The organism is Paenibacillus silviterrae (genome assembly GCF_030167925.1).
In the GTDB taxonomy this organism is placed as follows: Bacteria; Bacillota; Bacilli; order Paenibacillales; family NBRC-103111; genus Paenibacillus_G; species Paenibacillus_G silviterrae.
On the sequence record NZ_JASKUT010000001.1, the window covers coordinates 4,543,911 to 4,562,754 of the forward strand.

Annotated in this window: 16 protein-coding genes; 10 read left to right on the top strand and 6 right to left on the bottom strand. The window is 54.5% G+C overall.

Annotation, left to right across the window (positions count from 1 at the left end; all coding sequences use genetic code 11):
- The 4 genes from QMO62_RS21055 to gcvH all read left to right on the top strand — a co-directional run bounded on the left by QMO62_RS21055 (position 1) and on the right by gcvH (position 3,291).
- Positions 1 to 915 (top strand): hypothetical protein, encoded by a 915-nt coding sequence (locus QMO62_RS21055; protein ID WP_284643968.1) that lies wholly within the window; start codon positions 1 to 3, stop codon positions 913 to 915.
- A gap of 90 nt (positions 916 to 1,005) precedes the next feature.
- Entirely contained in the window at positions 1,006 to 2,085 is a 1,080-nt protein-coding gene (leuB, locus tag QMO62_RS21060) for a 3-isopropylmalate dehydrogenase (protein ID WP_284643970.1), read from the top strand.
- A 197-nt stretch (positions 2,086 to 2,282) separates the two neighbouring features.
- Positions 2,283 to 2,831, top strand: a complete 549-nt coding sequence (locus tag QMO62_RS21065) for a peroxiredoxin (protein WP_284643971.1) — start codon at positions 2,283 to 2,285, stop codon at positions 2,829 to 2,831.
- A 76-nt stretch (positions 2,832 to 2,907) separates the two neighbouring features.
- The gene (gene gcvH / locus QMO62_RS21070) at positions 2,908 to 3,291 is read left to right on the top strand and encodes a glycine cleavage system protein GcvH (protein WP_284643973.1); all 384 of its coding nucleotides are present in this window, start codon (positions 2,908 to 2,910) and stop codon (positions 3,289 to 3,291) included.
- A 130-nt stretch (positions 3,292 to 3,421) separates the two neighbouring features.
- On the opposite strand, the gene QMO62_RS21075 is transcribed toward gcvH, so the two are convergent.
- The 6 genes from QMO62_RS21075 to QMO62_RS21100 form a co-directional block, all read right to left on the bottom strand.
- Positions 3,422 to 5,044: a GGDEF domain-containing protein gene (locus QMO62_RS21075; protein ID WP_284643975.1), complete on the bottom strand. Its 1,623-nt coding sequence runs from the start codon at positions 5,042 to 5,044 to the stop codon at positions 3,422 to 3,424.
- A gap of 71 nt (positions 5,045 to 5,115) precedes the next feature.
- Entirely contained in the window at positions 5,116 to 7,089 is a 1,974-nt protein-coding gene (locus tag QMO62_RS21080; RefSeq protein ID WP_284643977.1) for a glycoside hydrolase family 15 protein, read from the bottom strand.
- Positions 7,090 to 7,330: 241 nt separating this feature from the next.
- On the bottom strand, positions 7,331 to 7,546 hold the full coding sequence (locus QMO62_RS21085; RefSeq protein ID WP_284643979.1) for a KTSC domain-containing protein: 216 nt from the start codon (positions 7,544 to 7,546) through the stop codon (positions 7,331 to 7,333).
- 101 nt (positions 7,547 to 7,647) lie between these two features.
- On the bottom strand, positions 7,648 to 10,047 hold the full coding sequence (locus tag QMO62_RS21090) for a sugar phosphate nucleotidyltransferase (protein WP_284643981.1): 2,400 nt from the start codon (positions 10,045 to 10,047) through the stop codon (positions 7,648 to 7,650).
- 57 nt (positions 10,048 to 10,104) lie between these two features.
- Complete coding sequence (locus QMO62_RS21095) at positions 10,105 to 13,017, bottom strand: 1,4-alpha-glucan branching protein domain-containing protein (RefSeq protein ID WP_284643983.1); 2,913 nt, start codon at positions 13,015 to 13,017, stop codon at positions 10,105 to 10,107.
- Positions 13,018 to 13,029: 12 nt separating this feature from the next.
- Positions 13,030 to 13,539 carry a DUF4912 domain-containing protein gene (locus tag QMO62_RS21100; RefSeq protein WP_284643985.1) on the bottom strand — a complete coding sequence of 170 codons (510 nt, stop codon included), beginning with the start codon at positions 13,537 to 13,539 and terminating at the stop codon, positions 13,030 to 13,032.
- Between the two features lie 272 nt (positions 13,540 to 13,811).
- Here QMO62_RS21100 and QMO62_RS21105 point away from each other — a divergent pair, with 272 nt between their 5' ends.
- From QMO62_RS21105 to QMO62_RS21130, 6 genes are all read left to right on the top strand, one after another.
- Positions 13,812 to 14,237 carry a hypothetical protein gene (locus QMO62_RS21105; RefSeq protein ID WP_284643987.1) on the top strand — a complete coding sequence of 142 codons (426 nt, stop codon included), beginning with the start codon at positions 13,812 to 13,814 and terminating at the stop codon, positions 14,235 to 14,237.
- 441 nt (positions 14,238 to 14,678) lie between these two features.
- Positions 14,679 to 15,488, top strand: a complete 810-nt coding sequence (gene sigI / locus QMO62_RS21110) for an RNA polymerase sigma factor SigI (RefSeq protein WP_284643990.1) — start codon at positions 14,679 to 14,681, stop codon at positions 15,486 to 15,488.
- Positions 15,481 to 16,890: an anti-sigma factor domain-containing protein gene (locus QMO62_RS21115; protein ID WP_284643993.1), complete on the top strand. Its 1,410-nt coding sequence runs from the start codon at positions 15,481 to 15,483 to the stop codon at positions 16,888 to 16,890. Before sigI ends, QMO62_RS21115 begins: the two co-directional genes overlap by 8 nt.
- A gap of 136 nt (positions 16,891 to 17,026) precedes the next feature.
- Positions 17,027 to 17,341 carry an antibiotic biosynthesis monooxygenase family protein gene (locus QMO62_RS21120; RefSeq protein ID WP_284643995.1) on the top strand — a complete coding sequence of 105 codons (315 nt, stop codon included), beginning with the start codon at positions 17,027 to 17,029 and terminating at the stop codon, positions 17,339 to 17,341.
- Positions 17,338 to 17,742, top strand: a complete 405-nt coding sequence (locus tag QMO62_RS21125) for a hypothetical protein (RefSeq protein ID WP_284643997.1) — start codon at positions 17,338 to 17,340, stop codon at positions 17,740 to 17,742. The genes QMO62_RS21120 and QMO62_RS21125 overlap by 4 nt, the downstream gene beginning before the upstream one ends.
- 63 nt (positions 17,743 to 17,805) lie before the next feature.
- A complete protein-coding gene (locus tag QMO62_RS21130; RefSeq protein WP_284643999.1) occupies positions 17,806 to 18,834 on the top strand; it encodes an aldo/keto reductase in 1,029 nt (342 codons plus the stop codon).
- Positions 18,835 to 18,844 lie beyond the last annotated feature (10 nt).

An 18,844-nucleotide genomic window follows, 5' to 3' on the forward strand; every position in this document is an offset into this window, starting at 1 on the left:
GTGACGAAGAAGCTTTCGGATTATGCTTTTGGACAAGCGGTGGACTTCATGAATGTGAAGGCAAGACCGCTGGAGCGTGCCATGCTGGCCTATGAATTCGGTCAGGGCTCGGCGGAGACGGTAGTGGAGGAGCTCATCCAGTACCGGAACGAGGACGGAGGCTTCGGCTTCGGCCTGGAGCCGGATCTGCGGACGGCTGCATCATCGGCTTACGCTACCACGATTGCGCTGCAGTACCTTGTACTGCTGCCGGATGAAGCCGCTAAAGAGCCTGCAGAGAAGGCGCTCGCTTATTTTCGATCGACCTATGATGCCACCGGACAAGGATGGGACCTTATCCCCGAAGCAGCAGAGGAAGCTCCGAGAGCTCCCTGGTGGAGCTACGAAAGCGTCCGTACCCGGCCGCATTGGGGAAACGCGAATGCGGAGATTGCTGGGTACTTCTTGCGTTACGGAAGTGAGTCGGATCGGAATTTGGCAGAAGCCCTAACGGAGACGGCAATACAGAAGTTGGAGGAGGTCAAGCAGCTTGAGTTCCATGAACTGCTTTGCTATTTGCGGCTGGCACGGTATGTGACCCCTGAGCAGTACAGCCGGATGGAGCCATGGCTGCAAGCATCGGTGCAATCGAATGTGATAACCGATCCGGCAAAGTGGACCGGCTACGGCCTACAGCCGATCAAGGTGGTTACATCGCTGGATTCCCCGTATGCCGATATGCTCTCGGAGGCTGTGCAGGCCAATCTTGATTTTGCCGTATCGAAGCAAACCCCGGAAGGCTGCTGGATGCCGGAGTGGAGCTGGGGACAAGACGAAAAGGAGTGGCCCGAGGCCCAAACGGAATGGTGCGGCGTCCTGACCCTAGAGAAGCTGCGGGTGCTCAAAGCTTTTGGACGAATCGAGCGCTATAGTTAAAACCTATCGCGATGATAGATTTTATATCTTGGTCAAGCAAAGAACATATATGATACAACAGAGATAATGAAGACTCGAGGAGTGAATAAAATGACAGACGTGAAAAAGATTGCCGTCATCGCGGGTGACGGAATCGGTCCTGAAGTTGTGAACGAAGCGATTAAGGTGATGAAGAAGACCGAGGACGTTTTCGGACTTCGCTTTGAATTCGAGCATGGTTTGTTCGGCGGTATCGCTATTGATGAGAAAGGCACACCGCTTCCGCAGGAAACGCTCGATATTTGTAAAAAAGCGGATGCGGTACTGCTCGGCGCCGTCGGCGGACCGAAATGGGATAACAACTCGAAGGAGCTTCGCCCGGAAACTGGCTTGCTCGGTATTCGCAAAGCGCTGGGTCTGTTCTCCAACATTCGTCCGGCGAACGTTTTCGATTGCTTGAAGGAAGCTTCCACGCTGAAGCCGGAAGTGCTTGAGGGCACAGACCTGATCGTGGTGCGCGAGCTGACAGGCGGTATCTACTTCGGTGAGAAGTTCCGCCGTGAAGGTGCGAACGGTCAAGAAGCGGTAGATACTTGCGTATATAACGTAGCTGAGGTGGAGCGCATCGTTCGACAAGCGTTCGAAATCGCGCAAACTCGCCGTAAGAAGCTGGCTTCCGTAGATAAAGCCAACGTTCTGGAAACCTCCCGCTTGTGGAGAGAAGTCGTTAACCGGATTGCCCCTGAGTATCCGGATGTAGAACTCGAGCACGTGCTCGTTGACAACTGTGCTATGCAGCTGCTGCGCCGTCCTGCCAGCTTCGACGTTATCGTAACGGAGAACATGTTCGGCGATATCTTGAGCGACGAAGCAGCAATGCTGACAGGCTCCATCGGAATGCTGTCCTCCGCTTCCTTGGGCGAGGGCGCGTTCGGCTTGTACGAGCCGGTACACGGCTCCGCTCCTGACATCGCGGGTCAAGGCATTGCGAACCCTATTGCAACGATCCTGTCAGTAGCGCTGATGTACCGTCTGACCTTCGGTTACCATGAAGCGGCGGAAGCGATCGAGCGCGCCGTGAAGGAAGTGCTGGATGCCGGTCATCGTACAGGCGATATCGCCGTCGATAAGAGCAAAGCCATCGGCACAACTGCAATGGGCGAGCTGATTGTGAACGCAATTCGTAAATAAAATCAACCTGAGAAGACTCTTGAGAAGCGATTCTTGAGAGTCTTTTTTCGTGGAATGTAAGGGTTTGTTGTTAATTATAATTATTCTAAAAATAAAATCGTTCTAATCTTGACTTTCATTTTTTCGAATGATACCATGAATTGCGTAAAGATGAGCTATTCCATCATTTCCATATAGATCCTTAGGAGGCTTTCAGCATGGCAGAACGTTTAGTAGGCAAACCGGCACCAAGCTTCACAATGGATACGGCTCTGGGCAACGGACAAGAATTCGGGCGCGTCAGTCTGGACGATTACAAAGGCAAATGGCTCGTATTGTTCTTTTATCCGCTGGATTTCACTTTCGTGTGCCCGACGGAAATTACGGCGATCAGCGAAGCTGCGGCCCAATTTAAAGCAGTTGACGCAGAGATCCTTGGCGTGTCCGTGGACAGCAAGCATTCCCACCGTGCATGGATCAACACACCGGTTGACCAGAATGGCCTCGGGCAGCTGAATTTCCCGCTGGCATCCGATATGACGAAGCAGGTTTCCCGCGATTACGGCGTATTGATCGAAGAAGAAGGCATCGCGCTTCGCGGTCTGTTCATCATCAATCCGGAAGGCGAGCTGATGTACCAAGTAGTTCACCATAACAACGTGGGTCGCAGTGTCGAGGAGACCTACCGCGTCCTGGAGGCTCTGCAATCCGGCGGTCTGTGTCCGATCGGCTGGAAGAAGGGCGACAAGCACCTGGCAGCGAAGTAATCATCATGCATACAAGAATCCCTCGGGCTGCTGACGGCAGGCGAGGGGTTTATTGCTATAGAGAGGGGCGTTAAGGATGGACGTCATTAGCCATTTAAAATACAGCGAGAACCACGAATGGGTTCGCGTGGAGGGCAAGCGAGCGGTGATCGGCGTGACCGATTTTGCTCAGGATGAGCTTGGCATGGTCGTCTTCGCCGAGCTGCCGGAAATAGGCGATGAGCTGAAGGCAGGGGAGCCGCTGGGCAGTCTGGAGTCGGTGAAGACAGTGTCGGAGCTGTATGCGCCGATTAGCGGCAAGGTAATCGACATCAACGTGAAGCTGCTGGAGAATCCGGGGATCATCAACCTGTCGCCGTATGAGAGCGGATGGCTGATCGTCGTGGAGATGGCCGATCCGTCGGAGCTTGATCAGCTCTGGGATGCCGAGAAGTACAAGGAAACCTACATACATGAGTAAGAGGTGATGGGTAGCGGAGGCAGGACCGGGATGACTCCACCACCATCACCGCCATACCATACAAAAAGGCTTCACTCGCAAGTCAGGGTCGAATCTGACAGGCGGGAAGAAGCCTTTTTCATGAAGAAAATTATACAACGCAAACGCGGTTGCGGCCTGTCCGTTTGGCTTCATAGAGCGCCTGGTCGGCGCGTACGAGCAGGGAGTGCAGCGGCTCGCCGGGGCCCTGCCACTGCGCCGCCCCGATGCTGGTCGTTACGCGGAAGACAGCGCCTTCACCTGAGCGGTGCTCCATCGCCGCCAGCTGCTTGAGCAGCCTTTCCGCTAGCGCCAGTGCGGCATCCAAGCCGGTATCCGGCAGGAGAATCAGGAATTCTTCGCCGCCGAAGCGGGCGATGGCATCGCCCGGCCGGGCTTCCTTCTGCAGCAGTCGGCTAAAGGACTCAAGCAGCCTGTCCCCCGAGTCGTGGCCGTACTGATCGTTGATCTGCTTGAAGTGATCCAAATCCAAAAGCAAGATACAGAACAGCTCCCCCGTACGTTCCGCTCTCTCCCACACCTTGTTCATTCTCTCCTGAATGCTTCGGCGATTCATCAGCCCCGTCAAGTAGTCCGTACGCGCTTCCATTTCCTTCAACAAGTTCAGCCGCTGCAGCTCCTCGAATGCAGCCTCAAGCTCCTTCTGCTGCTGCAGCAGGCGCCGGCCCTGCCGTTCCAGCTTCTCGTTGGACTGCTCCAGCAAGCCGAACAGCCTTCGGTTATCGGCAAGCGTCAGAAACTGCCGGATGATAATGAGAACAAGCGATACGAGGATGCCGATCATCAGCTCGTCCAGCGGGGGGGTGACGAATATCATTACCGCCAGCAGCAGGACGAAAGCGATATAAGGAAGCAAGGGATGTGCCCCGAGCTTACGCCGGGTATCGGGAGCTTGCGGATCCGCCAAAGGGCGGTCTGTGCCGGTCAAGCTGGACAAGCCGAGCATCAGTAGTCCGCAGGCCCATAACGGATCAATCCAATCACCCGAGGCATAACTTCCCGCAATCGTTTTCATTACATAGATCTGAATGGCAATACACCATAGGCCGGAAGCAAATACAATGTGAAGCAGACTTAAACTGCGGCTTCCATGGGGGTGGTAGCTGTAATACATAAATAGGGAACCGAGAAAGCAGCCGAGCGCTCCAATCGGATACATCAGCAGGAGCACAGCCCGACCACTGTCGATGCCGGACGGATTCAAGATCGGTAAAAAAATAAAATGCCAGTTGAGCGTCCCTATCGTCACCATGGTAATTAGAATGTCAAAGGCCGCATGAATCGTAAGCATCGGTCGATAGGAATGCAGTAAGGACAAAATCGCCCCGATAAACACAACGGGCAATACGGCAAAGAACAGATCCGCAGTGGTGTAGGCCGTAGGAACGGAGCCCTGCCATACATAAAGGTCCTGAATGCGCCATAGGGTTTCGCCGATCCCGTAAAGCAGCGCACCGCTGAAAAACAACTGCCATGCTCTTCTCAGCTTCCCTTGCTGATGCCTAAGGCCGTACCCCATCAGAAGCAGGCTTAGCATCACCCCAACCGGGCTTAGCACATCCGAAGCGATTCTGCCGTATGGCGGCTGGAGCACGAGCAATAATCCGAAGTATACGAGAGCGTATACGAGAACAAGCATTCGTGCCCGGCGCAGCAGCGGAAGCTTGTGACGGATGGAAGTACCGATGGGTGGAGGCGCGGCCGAGTAGGTCATGACGGAAAACTCCTTAAACAACAAGTTGAAAAAAGGAACACGCCCCATCGGGGCGTATCCCGGTTATACCTTTAGCATTTGGATTGACTTGTAAGCTTTTGATACTTTTCTATATATTTTACCACAGTTAACACGTATGTGGCATGTGACCAGGTCAGAGGAGCTACCGATACCGGGCTCCCGTCGAACGGATCCAGCTGCTCCGGAAGGACGCCGCTTTCGATGGCGTGAGCCACAACCCATTCCAGCGTACGCCGCGGCGACTCCAGCTCCTCCAGCGACTTGGCGCATTCGATCTCCCACTCCGCGATCCAGAGCGTACAGATAATCCATGGATTACCGGGGATGTTCTCAATGTCCGAGGAGCGCTGGAAGTAGTAGTCGTGATGGTACCGCGCTACACCGCCTACCTCCGTCTTAATGGTCAATCCGGCCTTGTTGGCCTGCATCGTGCTGACGACGCGCGGGTCATCCGCCGGCAGTACGCCGAATTCGAAAATCCCGTACACGCTGCTCTCCAGCGTACGATCCTTCACCCATTGGCCGTTATCGAGATAGAGCCCCCGAACAAAGCGGCCTTCCTCTTCGTCCCACAGATGCTTGAGTATGCCGGACTTGATACGCTCCGCTGTGTGGCGGTAACGGCTGCTGCGCTCCTCGTCGCCGAACAGATTGCTGAAGTTGGCTGCTGCAATCAAGCCGCCGTACACCGCGGAAGCAGTGAACGTATAGATGCCGTAGCGCTCCTCCCACAGGTCGTAGCTCGGCTTCGGCAGGTTCAGGTCGGCTTCAATATAGCTCGACATGAAGCGGGCCGAGCGGCGGATCAAGTCGCGGTAGAGTGACTGCGGGAGCTCGATATCGCCGTGGCGCACGTAGTCCTGCCACAGGGCAAACAGTACGAGCGCCGTTTCGTCTTCCTGAATGGGCAGCTGGGCATTGCCGTTGTTTAAATAAGGATGCCAGCTGGAGCCGACGGTGCCGTCCGGATTGTACTTATGGTGTAAGTAGCCATCCGGTGACAGCGCCTTGGCGCAAAACTCAAAGAACGGTACGATCATCCCTTGATAGCCGGCCATCGACATGGCATAAGCGATCAGGGCGCCGTCACGAGGCCACATGTAGCTGTAATGGTCTCGGTTGCTCTGCATAATATCCGAATCGTTCGCGGCAATGATGGCGCCGTTCGCATCCGTTTGGGTCCGCACGATCAGCAAGCTTTGCTTATACAGCCGGACACAGGCTTCCGTCAGGTCGCCGAAGTTGAGCTCCGCTTTGTTGACCCAGCGCTGCCAGTAAATTTGGGCGCGGTCGAGGAGATTGCCCGGATGGCTTTCCCGAACATAAGCATCCAGCTTCTTCACTTCCTCCAGGCTTTTGCCGGCCGACATCCAGTAGTAGATATGCTCATCACCGTTCGGCGGCACATGGGTGCGGAAGCTGATCGTGCTGTCGACGGAGCCCTGCGAGATCGGATTGCCGGACAGATGTCCGTCCTCGGCGTCCCGCCAGGTTCCTTCCGCATTGTAGAACCGCTTTACACCGGAGGTATATTGGAACATGCCTTCGTTCCCGGCCAAGCCGTTGAACATGAAATAGCTGCTTTTTTTATAATGAAACACCGTATTGTTCTGAGGGTAATAGGCCGCGGTATCACCGACCTCCGTCTCGTTAATCACCAGATCCTGATTGAAGAACATCCGAACCTCGCGCACTTTGTCCCAGTGGTTATGTACGCGGATCCGCTTGAGATATATCGTCTCCCGTTGATGGACGCCGTCATTGATGTAGAGCGTGATGCCAAGATGGTAGTGCGAAGCCGTCACCTGCGTGACCAAGGAGTCCTCTACATAAGAAAGGTGGAAATTCCACTCGGGGTCGGAAAGCCAAGTGAAGGTACCGTCGACCCAGATGCCGACTCTGCATTGGTAACCGCCGACGTGGTTCAGCTGCCCCACATAGGGATAATACAAATCTCGCATGAACGTATGTCGATCTAAGTTGATTAGGAACTTCCCGTTTCCGATTGCTAATGGTCTTGGCAACTCATCCACATCCTTCTTTAAGCGGGGTAACAACTTCTCTATTTGTAGAGTACCTTTTTCTACCAAGCCGGTCAATCCGTGAAAATGAATGAAAACGTATACCGGCGCGGTTTTTTTTCATATTTTTTGGGGAAATCGCTCTAGTAACCTACTATTGCCCAATCCAAGCTTTCTATACGGGTGAAAAAATCTCCGACCCTCGCTGCTCCTCCCAGCGTAAAGTAGGAGATTTTCCTAACGTTCATCCTTTGGGTAGATAAGCGGAGGGCTCTGCGGCCATTTTTACAATGATGTCGTAGGGGTTTGACGACTGCAGCAGGGATTGGTACTGATCGGGTCTTACATTCGTGCAGATATGCGATTGTCCCGTATGGTACTGAATGTGCATCTGGGAGGACTGATCGTCGTATTCGACGAAAGCAATCTGCTTTGAGCTGATCGGGAGAAACTTCCTCATTAGCGATCCTCTCCTTTCGAAGGCGAAGTGACAGCGAAAAATCCGTTAGGCGCGGAAAAAAGTCCGGCAACGGATTTTTCTTCTTATGGTTATGCTTATGTTTACTGCATCGAGTTTAGAATGTGATGGCGATATTCGCTTACCAACGCTTCGGCCAGCTCCGGACGGTCGCCTTGGGCGATCACATTGAAGGTAGGCTCGTCCGAATCGGGAAGCAGCAGCACCCAGCCGCCGTCATGGTGGAATTTGATGCCGTCCACCAGCTCGACCTCGCGTCCTTGCGTCTGCCGCATCATGCGGCGCATGACCTTCCCTTTAGCGTCCCAGGGACATTCGATCCGGTCGCGGTGCAAATAAAAGCTCGGTACCAGCTCCAGCAGCAAGTGAAGAGTAAGTCCGCTCCGATGCATATTCTGCAGTATGAGCCCGGTGGCAAACAGCCCGTCAAACAACGGATGCATAAGCAGCTCGGCCGATACCTCCATGATGCTGCGGGCGCTTTCCTTCGTGCGCTGTACGCGGCAGCCGAGTCCGTCCGCCAAGCTTTCAAGCAAATGGGGGGCGCTGACGGGAGCGCCGATAACCGTATGCTTGAAGCTGTGAAAGAAGGACAAATACTGCAGCACCATGAGCTGATCTCCGTCGATTCGCACGCCCCGTTCGGAGACCAGCGACATCCTGCGTCCGTCGTCATCAAGCCGGAGGCCCATGTCCGCCTGCAGAGCGGTAACGCAGCCGGGAAGCTGATCCTGCTGCGCTTCCCCGGGCAGATGAATCAGCTCGCAATGCAGCCGATCCAGAAGAAGCTTCACCAAGGAAAAAACCTCAGGGTGAGCGCTGACGACGACGCGGTAAGGCCGCGCGGAAGAAGACTCGAAGGAGGTACAGGCCAGAATGGAGCTTAAATAAAGCTCCGTCAAGGAATCATCTTCGTAGTAGGCTCCCAACGCACTAAGCGAGGCGCGTCCATAGTCCTCCTGCCAATAGCTGTTCTCCACCTTGCGTTCCGCTGCCTTGCCGATCGGCAAGCCCTGGTGGTCGTAGCATTCGAATGTGCAGATGCCGGCTTCGGAATGCAGCTGCACATGGAGCCCTCCGCCGGCTTGCAGCTGTCGAACGGCGAAACGGGCGACGGGGGGAAGGACAACGCCCAGATCGATGACCTGGACGCCGACCGACTGCAGAGCCGCCGTAAGGGAGCGCTTCAGTACCTTGGCAAATTCGTGATGCGAGCAGCTGACCGTAACTGCTTTGCCCTTGGCGAGAGTAGCCCCGTAAGCCGTCCCGAAGCGGGAAGCGAATTCCGGCGTGATCTCAATGTTGGGCTTGCCGGAGACGCCATTGGCTTTAAACAGCGATTTGCTGGAGAGGTCTCCCCAGATAAAGGAGGAGGTAAGCCGTGAGCTTTCGCGAATATGCTTTTTCGGCCAGATCTTCACATTCGGCTCGACGGTCGCTTTCGGCCCGATTTCGCAATGGCTCCCGATCACCGACCCGTCGGAGAGCCGGGAATGCTCAAGGCAGTTGATTCGGCTGGCCAAGGTGGCGCCGCGCAGCTCGTTTTGCTCGGCGATGTGGTTGTGGTCCCATAGAATGGTCCGCTCCAGCGAGCTGCCCCGGGCCACCCTATTCCCCCTGCCGATGATGCAATATTCGCCGATCTCAACGCCGTCTTCCAGCTGGGAATCCTCCCCGATATAAGCAGGCCCGGTCCACTTGATCCCAGGGGCAGCCGACACATTCTCGCCGACGAAAACGCGGGGAGCCAACTCCTCCCCGCGGATCTGAACCTTTGCGAGCCCGTCCAGCATATCGAATTGCGTCTGACGGTATTGCTGCAGATTCCCGATATCGGACCAGTACCCTTCCGCAACATAACCATACAACGGCTGCTCCTCTGCCAGCAGCTCGGGGAACAGCTGATTGCTGAAATCATACTCGATGTCCGCGTCGAATCGGTTCAATACGTGCGGCTCCAGGATGTAGATGCCGGTATTCACCGTATCGCTGAATACCTCGCCCCAGCCGGGCTTCTCCAGGAACCGGGTGACGCGGCCGCCTTCATCCGTCATAACGACGCCATACTGGAGAGGCTCCGGAACCTGCGTCAGCACCAGGGTCGCATGAGAACCGCTCTCTTCATGGAAGCGAACCGCCTCGGTAAGATCGAAATCAGTTAACGCATCGCCGCTAATTACGAGGAAGCGTTCGTCAAGGAACGACTGGGCGTTCTTCACGCTGCCGGCTGTTCCCAAAGGAGCCGATTCCTCAAAGTAATGCAGCTTCACGCCGTAGTCGGTTCCGTCACCGAAGTAATCGCGGATTACATCGGGCAAATATTGAATGGTGACGGCAATCTCGGTGATGCCGTGCTTCTTCAGCAAATCAATGATATATTCCATGCAGGGTCTGCCAAGTAACGGAACCATGGGTTTGGGGAGATGACAAGTCAAGGGACGAAGCCGCGTCCCCTTGCCTCCCGCCATAATGACGGCTTTCATATCGGTGTTTCCTCCTCAAAGCTTGGGTTTCGATAATGCTCCCTTCGATACGAAAATCTACTGCGGTACAGTATGTGAAGGGGCCGGCTGCCCGCCGGGCAGCAATTGCCGGTACACCTGTGCGGTTTGCTCGGCGATCGTACTCCATTGATAGTGCTGCACAAGCTTGCGGTAAGCGGCTTCAGCCATCCGGCGACCCAGCTCCGGCTGCAGCAGCAGCTCGCTGACATGCCAGGCCAAGGAGTCGACATGTCCGGGCAGCGCCTTATACCCGTCGATACCGTGCTCCACCGTTTCGGCCAGTCCTCCCGTATCCGAGACGACGACAGGTCTCAAGCTCTTCATGGCCTCCAGGGCCACGATGCCGAACGGCTCATAATAGCTTGGAATGACGCAGACATCCGCTGCCTGGTAGAGTAACGACTTCGTTTCGTCGTCGATGAAGCCTAGGAAGCGGACGTGATCGCCTAAATGAGCCGCCAGCTGCTTAAGCTCGTCCTCCATCGGCCCGGAACCGGCGATCAGCAGTACGGTGCCGGGTACATGGGAAAGCAGCCTAGGCATCGACTGAATCAATGTGGTGAGGCCTTTCTCGTAAACCAGGCGGCCGATGTAGAAGAGGACGGGCCTCCCTTGAACCCCGAAGCGGTGCTTGGCCTCCTTCTGCCGCTCGCCGGCTCCGGCATCGGCGGGCCCGCTGTTCAAGCGAACGCCGTTCGGGAAGATGCGGAGCTTCTCTTCGGGCAGCTGAAACAGGCGAAGAACTTCCTGCTTCATATATTGGCTGCACACAACTACGCGATCCGAATCGTAGGTCAATCTCCATTCCAGATGATGAATTTTATGAGAAAGCGCGGAATGCAGCTTGCCTTGGTTGCGGCCCCATTCCGTAGCATGTATGGTCGATAGTAAAGGAATTCCGTAGCTCATTTTGATTTCCCGTGCGGCATGATACACCATCCAGTCATGCGCATGGAGCAGATCGATCCTCCCGCCGCTCTCCTTCCACTGTACAAGATGGTCTGTCATGGCGAGGTTCATCTCGAAGGTCCAATGATAGAAATCGGTATCATAGGAATACAACACCGGAACGCGGTGTACATAGACGCCATTTCGCTTCTCGAAGGGCGGTGCTCCATAATGGGAGCTTGTAACCACGTGCACTATGATTCCCAGCTCGGCAAGCGATTCCGCCAAATCGCATACGGCGCGTGATAAACCGCCGACATACTTAGGAGGGTATTCCCAAGCCAGCATGAAGATGTTCGGTTGATGCTTCGTCTCATCCAGCATAGTCCCCAAGAGCAACGGGTCGGGCAGAAGGGTAACCTGCGATGCCGGATATATCGAGACATAATCGCGGTAATCGATGTCCGGGAAACAGTTGTCCTTTGCTTCCAGCCGGGCAAGGTAGTCTTCGTCGATGCGGTCCGCTTCGAGCTGATCGCAAAGGCGGTGAAAACAGCCGAGATGATCCTTGGTCCGGCGGCAGGCATACTCCACGACCGTTTGGGAGTCCATGATGAACGCCCAATCGCTGCTTTGGGCCAGCAGCAGCTCGCGTGCCGCCTGGTTCAGGGCCCGTTTCGGCAGAGGGCCGGACGCATGCACGTACTCCGTAGCCAGCCGGATCATCCGCCGCTCCGCTTCGTGAAGATGCCGGTAAATCCAATCGTTATGGCCTTGCAGCCAAACCTCCGAGGAGCTATTGCGACCCCAGCTGGACTCGTTAATTTTTCCCGTATCGGCAACAGGATATTCCTTCAGGTATTCCGACGGGGTGATAAGCTGAATGGCGTCTTGGTCATGGAAAATTTGACGGCACAATATTTCGATGAACATCGGTCCCTCATACCACCAGTGCCCGAAAAGCTCGGCATCGTAAGGGGAGACGATCACCGGCCGCCGGTCCAGATGCTTGTGCCAATGCTCGGCTTGCCGGATCCGGTTATGCATGAAGTGTGCGGCATGGTCAGCCGCCCGCTGCCGGGCCCTTTGGGGATCATAAGGCTCGCGGTGTGTGCCCGGTCCGGTAATCCGGTAATATTTCAATCCCGTATTGACACGCTCATGCGTCGGTAGAACATAAGGACGGATATGCTCCCATTCCTCCGGGTTATGCCAACCCAGATCCCAACCGATATCGCGGTAATATTCCCTATAGTAATAGTCGCCCGGATACCCTTCGGAAGAACTCCATACCTGTTTGGCGGATTCCGGGTCACGGGGGAAGGCGGATACCCCGTAAGGTGTCAACAGCGGTGCATACAGCTCCCGGTTCGGTGATGGGGAGGCGTTGGCAACCGCTGTGTTGTCGCATACAAAATAATCGATTCCGAGTGGTTTGAGTACCCGGTCGATGCCGGTCGTAAAGCCGCATTCGGGAAGCCAGATGCCGCGGGGCTTTCTCCCGAAATGGCGTTCGTAATCCCGTACGGCGGTAACGATCTGGGCACGAATCGCCTCCTCCGTCATCATCAGCGGCAGAAATCCATGAGTTGCCCCGCTAGTCAGAATCTCCAGCTTTCCGATGTCTTGATAGTAACGGAAGCGCCTGACGATATTGCGTCCGCAGTCTTCATAGAGGTCGCGGAGCTTACGGAAGCGGTCGGCATACATCCGTGCCAGCGGCTGAAGCCCCGAATCATCCTGAAGCCGCACAATCTCTTTGTCCGCCAGCTGAATAAGCTTCCGTAAATGCCGGGAATAACGCTCTTGCATCAGAGGATCGGAGCAAAGCGACAGCAGCGTCGGTGTCATGGAGCAAGTCAGGCGAAAATCGACCTGTTCCCTATGAAGCCGGCCGAACACCTCAAGCAGCGGCAAGTACGTTTCCGTCATCGCTTCATAAAACCAGCGTTCTTCCATATAATCGTCCCGGTCGTCATGCCGGATATAGGGCAGGTGAGCATGCAATACCAAAGCCAAATATCCCTTCGGCTCGGGTTTTTGTCTTATGCGATTGATCATAAACAAGCAACCTCACTTCATACAGTTGGAGTAAGCGCCAAAGTTCTCGAAGAAATGCGGCATGATCCGGCCGGTCACCGGCTCAGGGCGGCGAACCTCGGGCACCGTCGGCTGCAGCGGCTCTCCCCACGGCGCTTCGCCGTCTCTCGGCGTCATGACGGCATTCGATCGCAGTAGAGGTACAAACTGGCCCTCAGGGGTGCGGACGCCATAATCAACCATATAGGTTGAGTTGGGTTGCACAGGTCCGATGTACCAGGAGGTCGCTTCCGGAGTAGCCTGTATGTCAAAGAAGCGGTTGGCATTGTGGCCATGGAAGTAAATGGCCGTAACGTCGTACACACGCAGTACCTTGGGCAGCTCGCTCCAGTCGCATTCAAAATGCTGGGAGCAGAGCCATCTCCTGCGATTGCTGATCTCCCAATAGACATGCAGCGTATGGGCATCTCGGACCATCAGGCGGAGCATATCCTTGTGATATCTGTCCGGCAGCTCATACCCGGTTATCCGGGCCGTATCCACTTATGATGTCCCCCTTGCTTCCTTCTTGGTGAATGTCCTTTACAGAATGTACAGGGAGTACCAAGATTATGCATGAAGCCGGGGTTTACGAACTGCGCTGCGCTAAATGGAAGGCGGCAAACCATAGGGGAGGGAACATTTTACAAAGGCCAATTCAGCTGAAAAAAGAGGATTTTTGTCTCTTCTGGTCGAATACGTAGGGTACAGCAGCTGGCGATTTCTCGGTTGGAGAATGATTTGTGCTGGAAGAAGGAAAGAGGAGGCTGCGAAATATGAGCTTTTGCTGCGGCGCGAGCATGCTGGGTACCAAAGGAACGCTCAAGCACATCCGGACCCGGATTCATAATGTACCGATTTTGTTCTGCCCGGTTTGTCATCGGGTGGAGGTGCATCATGCTGTCGAGAACGAATACGAAATTTTGGCCGAATATGCCCATGGCGATGGGGCGCTTGAGGTCGATTTTGGGGAATATGTAGAGGCCCGGGAGCAATCGGAGCTGTATGAGAACTGCGTCAATACCGAGGAGGAGGACCCGCTTGAGGTGGTCCGCAGCCAAATCGATATGTCGCTTGATCTGATGATGGTGGCGAAGCAGATCGGTGACGCGGAATGGGAAGCGCAGCTGAAGAAGCGGCTGCACATTCTCAGCGAGCGCAAGCTGAAGCTGAAGAAGAAGTCGACACGCGGCATGTCGTAGGCTAAGGTTATGATACGGGTCCCTGCCGGGTCCCTGGAACAACAGCATGGAGGCTGCCATATGGACCATCGCCGCCGGTTTCCCTGACGTTTAAGGAAATCGCTGCTTTGCGGTGCGATAAGAACAGGCTGGCTGCTGCTTGAGTTCACAGGCGTTCGGCAGGGATTTTTTTTGGTTTGAGAAGTGGATACGGAGAACGCTGCTCCGTGTCCGTTATACATAGATAAAGAATCGTTAGAACAAGGGGGCATGAAGGATTTCGGGGCAATCGACTCGTGGCCTTCCAAAGGGAAGGTCGATAGAAAAGACGTGCTGGACAGGCTGGCCGGAACATTTTCCACGGACGCCAAAACATTCCTGCAATTCTTTCGTTTAATGCATTAGAGGAACCCCCGTAATCAGATCAGGAACAGCGAAAAATTTAGTGTGAGGTGGAGCGGATTGCTGCTCGTTTTATTTAAAAGATTTTTGGGAAAGCGTCAGTCTCACGATAGCGGTGCTTCCGGTGAAGGATCCTCGCCGGAGCAGATTGTACTTCAAATACAAGAAGGTGATTTACGCCTACGCAACCAGTTCATCACGGATTACCAGCCGTATGTTGCCAAGGTGACGAGCCGATTCTGCAGAAGATATATCGACCCGGCAAGAGATGACGAGTTCAGCATTGCCTTGGGTGCTTTTAACGAAGCGATCAATCAATTCTCCGCACAGGCAGGCCGGTCGTTTTTGGGCTTTGCGGAGCAGGTCATTCGTCGACGGCTGATCGATTATGTGCGCAAGGAGCAGCGGTTTACAGGGCAAATTCCGTACAGCACGTTCGATGTCGAGGATGAGGAAGACAATGTGGTGAATCCGATCGAGATTCATCAGGCTGTAGAGCAGTACGAGAAGCAGCGGGGAGTGGAAGAGCGTCGCAGTGAAATTATGGATTTAAACCGCTGTCTGAAGGAATTCGGCATCAGCTTCTCCGAGCTTGTCGACGCTTCTCCGAAGCATGACGATTCGAGGCAGACGCTGTTCGGGATCGGACGCAAGCTGTCGCGCCATCCGGATCTGATGCGGCTCATGCTGACCAAGCGCATGCTCCCGATTAAGGAGCTTCTGGATCAGGTCGACGTCTCCCGCAAAACGCTGGAGCGTAACCGTAAGTTTATTATCGCCGTTGCGATTATATATCACGGGCCTTATCCGTATCTCAAGGATTACTTGCAAATCAAAGATGACACCGAAGGGGGGGACGCGAGTGAATAAAGGCGTTGTCATGGAAATTTCAGAGAAAAGCATCATCGTGATGCGCCCGGACGGCAAGTTTGACCGGGTTCCGAGAAAAAACCGCAGCTGTGAAATCGGCGAAGAAATCGATTACGCAGCGGTGAAAGGAATGGACTGGCGCAGCCCTTCCATAGCAGGACGTTCGGCGATCGTGGCCGCCGTTGTCTTCTGCCTTGTCTTGTTTGCCAGCTTCAATGGCAAGCTCGGCAGTCCGGAGATCGTAGCGTATGTGTCGATGGATATTAACCCGAGTATTGAAATGGGTATCGACAAGGATGAGAACGTTCTGGAGCTTCGAGGCTTGAACGGTGACGGGCAGGTGCTGATCGAAGCCGTGGAATATAAAGGGAAAAAGCTGGAGGCTGTCACGGCCACGCTGCTCGACAAAGCAGAGCAAACCGCATTAGCCAAAGGGGAAGCGGAAATTATTATCGCCAGCACCACGGTGTCTGACAGCGCCGCCGTAAGCGATACGGTGATTGCCGAGAAGGTGCGCCAGCAGGTAACCAAGCATATTCAGCTGACGCATCCGAATCAAACCGGCTCGTATCAGGTCGCTGCCATCACCGCGCCGCAGGAGGTTCGGGCGGAAGCGGACAAGAACGGCGTTTCCATGGGGAAATATACGGTCTATTTAAATGCTAAAAACAACGGTACGCCGGTAACGATCGAGGAGCTCAAGAAGGATTCCGTATTGAAGCTGTCCAAAGAGAAGCCGGAGGTAAGCAAAGCGCTGGAGCCGGGCAAGCTGCCGGACAAAGCGGCCATCCGCGCACTGGTCGAGGAGGAGAAATCCGGGAAGCTCGATAAGAAGGTGGAGGAGAAGCAGAAGGAGTCCAAGAGCAATAACGGTAACAAAGGCAATAGCAGCGGCAACAATAATAACAACAACAATAATAACAGCAACAGCAAAAATGATTCGAAAAAGCCAAGTACCCCTCCTTCCAACAACGGGAAGCCGGGTACTTCCTCCGGTTCCGGGAATAGCTCGGATAAGAAGGACGATAAGAAGGATGACAAGAAAGACGATAAGAAGGATGACGATAAGGACGACAAGAAAACCCCTCCCAAGCCGGCGGTAACGCCGCCTTCCGGTAAACCTGCCAATCCGGGAACGACTCGACCGCCGAGTGAGAAGAAGGATGAGGATGATAACCGGAAGCAGGAGGAAGCCAAGAAAACGGAAGAGGAGCGCCGGCGCGAGGAAGCCCGGCGCTTAGACGAGCAGAAGAAGAAGGATGAAGCTGCAAAAAAAGAGCAAGAACGCAAGAAGGAAGAGGAAGACCGCAAAAAGGACGAGTCTAAAAAGAAGGACGAGCCGAAGAAAGCGGATTCCTCCGACCGGGATGAGAAGAAGGACGGCAAGGACGACAAACGATAAAAGCAGAGGACACGGCATTTTGCACGTTAAAATGCAGGTGTCCTTTTTGTATGCTCATTGTGACTCCTCCATGTAGGGGATATGTTCATGCTGTGAGGTGTGATAAAATAGGGAGGGACCCTTCTAGAAACGAGGAATGCAGACAGTTTATATCGTACAATCGATTGTTGAAGTGCCGCTCGAGAAGACGGAGGAAGTGATCGGTCTGTACCGTAATCGTTCCCGTTTGGTGGATCGGGCTAAGGGCTTCCAGGGATTTCAGCTGTGGCAGAATGAACAGAAGCCGGGTGAGTTAACGGTACATATGCAATGGGAAACGAAGGAGCATTACGTAGCTTGGGTAACGAGCGATGATTTTAAGCGCATTCACGAGCTGGAGAAGAAATATCCGGATCAGGAGCTTGCCTCTATCAAGCCTAAGGTGAATCGGTATGAGGTGGTGGCGGAATGATTCCGGACGAAGAGCCCATGATTGACGAGATTACGCAGGGCATTTATGAGGCTTATCCGGAGCTGCTGAGCAAATACGGCGAGCAGGGAAAGCAGAAATGCCGCGAGGATAACCGGCATCATTGGCGCCACTTGGAAACCGCTTATCAGGTGGGGAGCGATCAGGTATTCGTGGCCATCTGGCTAAACGGGATTCTCGTTCGGCACGGGATGGGACCGGAGCATCTGATCGATAATTTTGAGCGCATTTATCACGCCCTGCAGGGGAAGGCGCTGCCGGAGGGACTTGCGGAAGCCTACGGGCGGATGCTGGGCAAGGGGGCATCGACGTGCTGCGCCAGGGCTGAGCTGCAAAAGAAGGGTACAGGACTGACTTGCCGCCCTTCTGGTGTAAGGCGTTAAAGAGTTGATGAGTCGAAGAGCAGCAAAATACAACGCTTTTTTTCATGGGAGAGGATGAGGGATATGCGTTATACGGAATTTGGGAAGACGGGATTTCGGGTATCGTCTCTTGGCTTTGGTGCGATGAATTTGCCGGGGGTGCCGCTTGAGCAGGCTCGGGAGGCGCTGAACTATGCGCTGGATCATGGCATCAATTATATCGACACCGCGGCGGGCTACCGCAATAGCGAAGAGATCATCGGGGAGTGCATTTCGCATCGCCGTTCGGAATATTTTTTGGCTACGAAGACGAACAAGCGCAGCTACAAGGAAGCGAAGGAAGAGATTGAGCGCAGTCTGGACCGCATGAAGACCGATGTGATCGACTTGCTTCAGATGCACTATGTGAACTATGTACACGAGTACAAGACGCTTATGGAGGAAGACGGCGCTTACTATGCGGCGCTCGAAATGAAGGAGAAGGGCTACGTTCGTCATATCGGCATTACGGGGCATCGGCCGGAGCTGCTGGCGAAGTGGATTGCCAAGGGGCAGTACGATCAGGTGCTGTTTCACTTGAATTTGGCGCAGCCCTTCGCCTTGAAGGAGCTTATTCCGGAGCTGACGCGGATGAACATGGGGAAGGTGGCGATGAAGCCGCTGTCCGGCGGGTTCATTCAGCCGGTATCGAAGGCGATTCGGTACCCTTACAGCCAGGATGTGCATGTGACGATCTCCGGCATGATCAACGTCGATGAGGTGAAGGAGAATTTGGCGGCTCAGGCAGAGGAAGTGAGCCAGGCGGAGCGTGAGGAGCTGGAGCAGCTGGCTTCGGAGCTGAGCGGACACAACTGCCGCCGCTGCAACTACTGCTCGTGCCCGATCGGCGTCACGATTCCGGACATCATGATATCCAGCCAGGTTCGCGAGGTGCTGGGCCTGCTGCCGAAGGGGAACGGATTTTATGATCGACAAAGGGAAAAAATAACCTCTTGCGCGGATTATGAGCCATGTAAGGAAAAGCCGCTTTGTGAGGAGAAGTGTCCTTATCATCTGCCGATGCAATCGGTAGTGCAGGCGGCCGCAGGGTATTACGATAAGCTTCGGGCTTAATTCCGGTTTG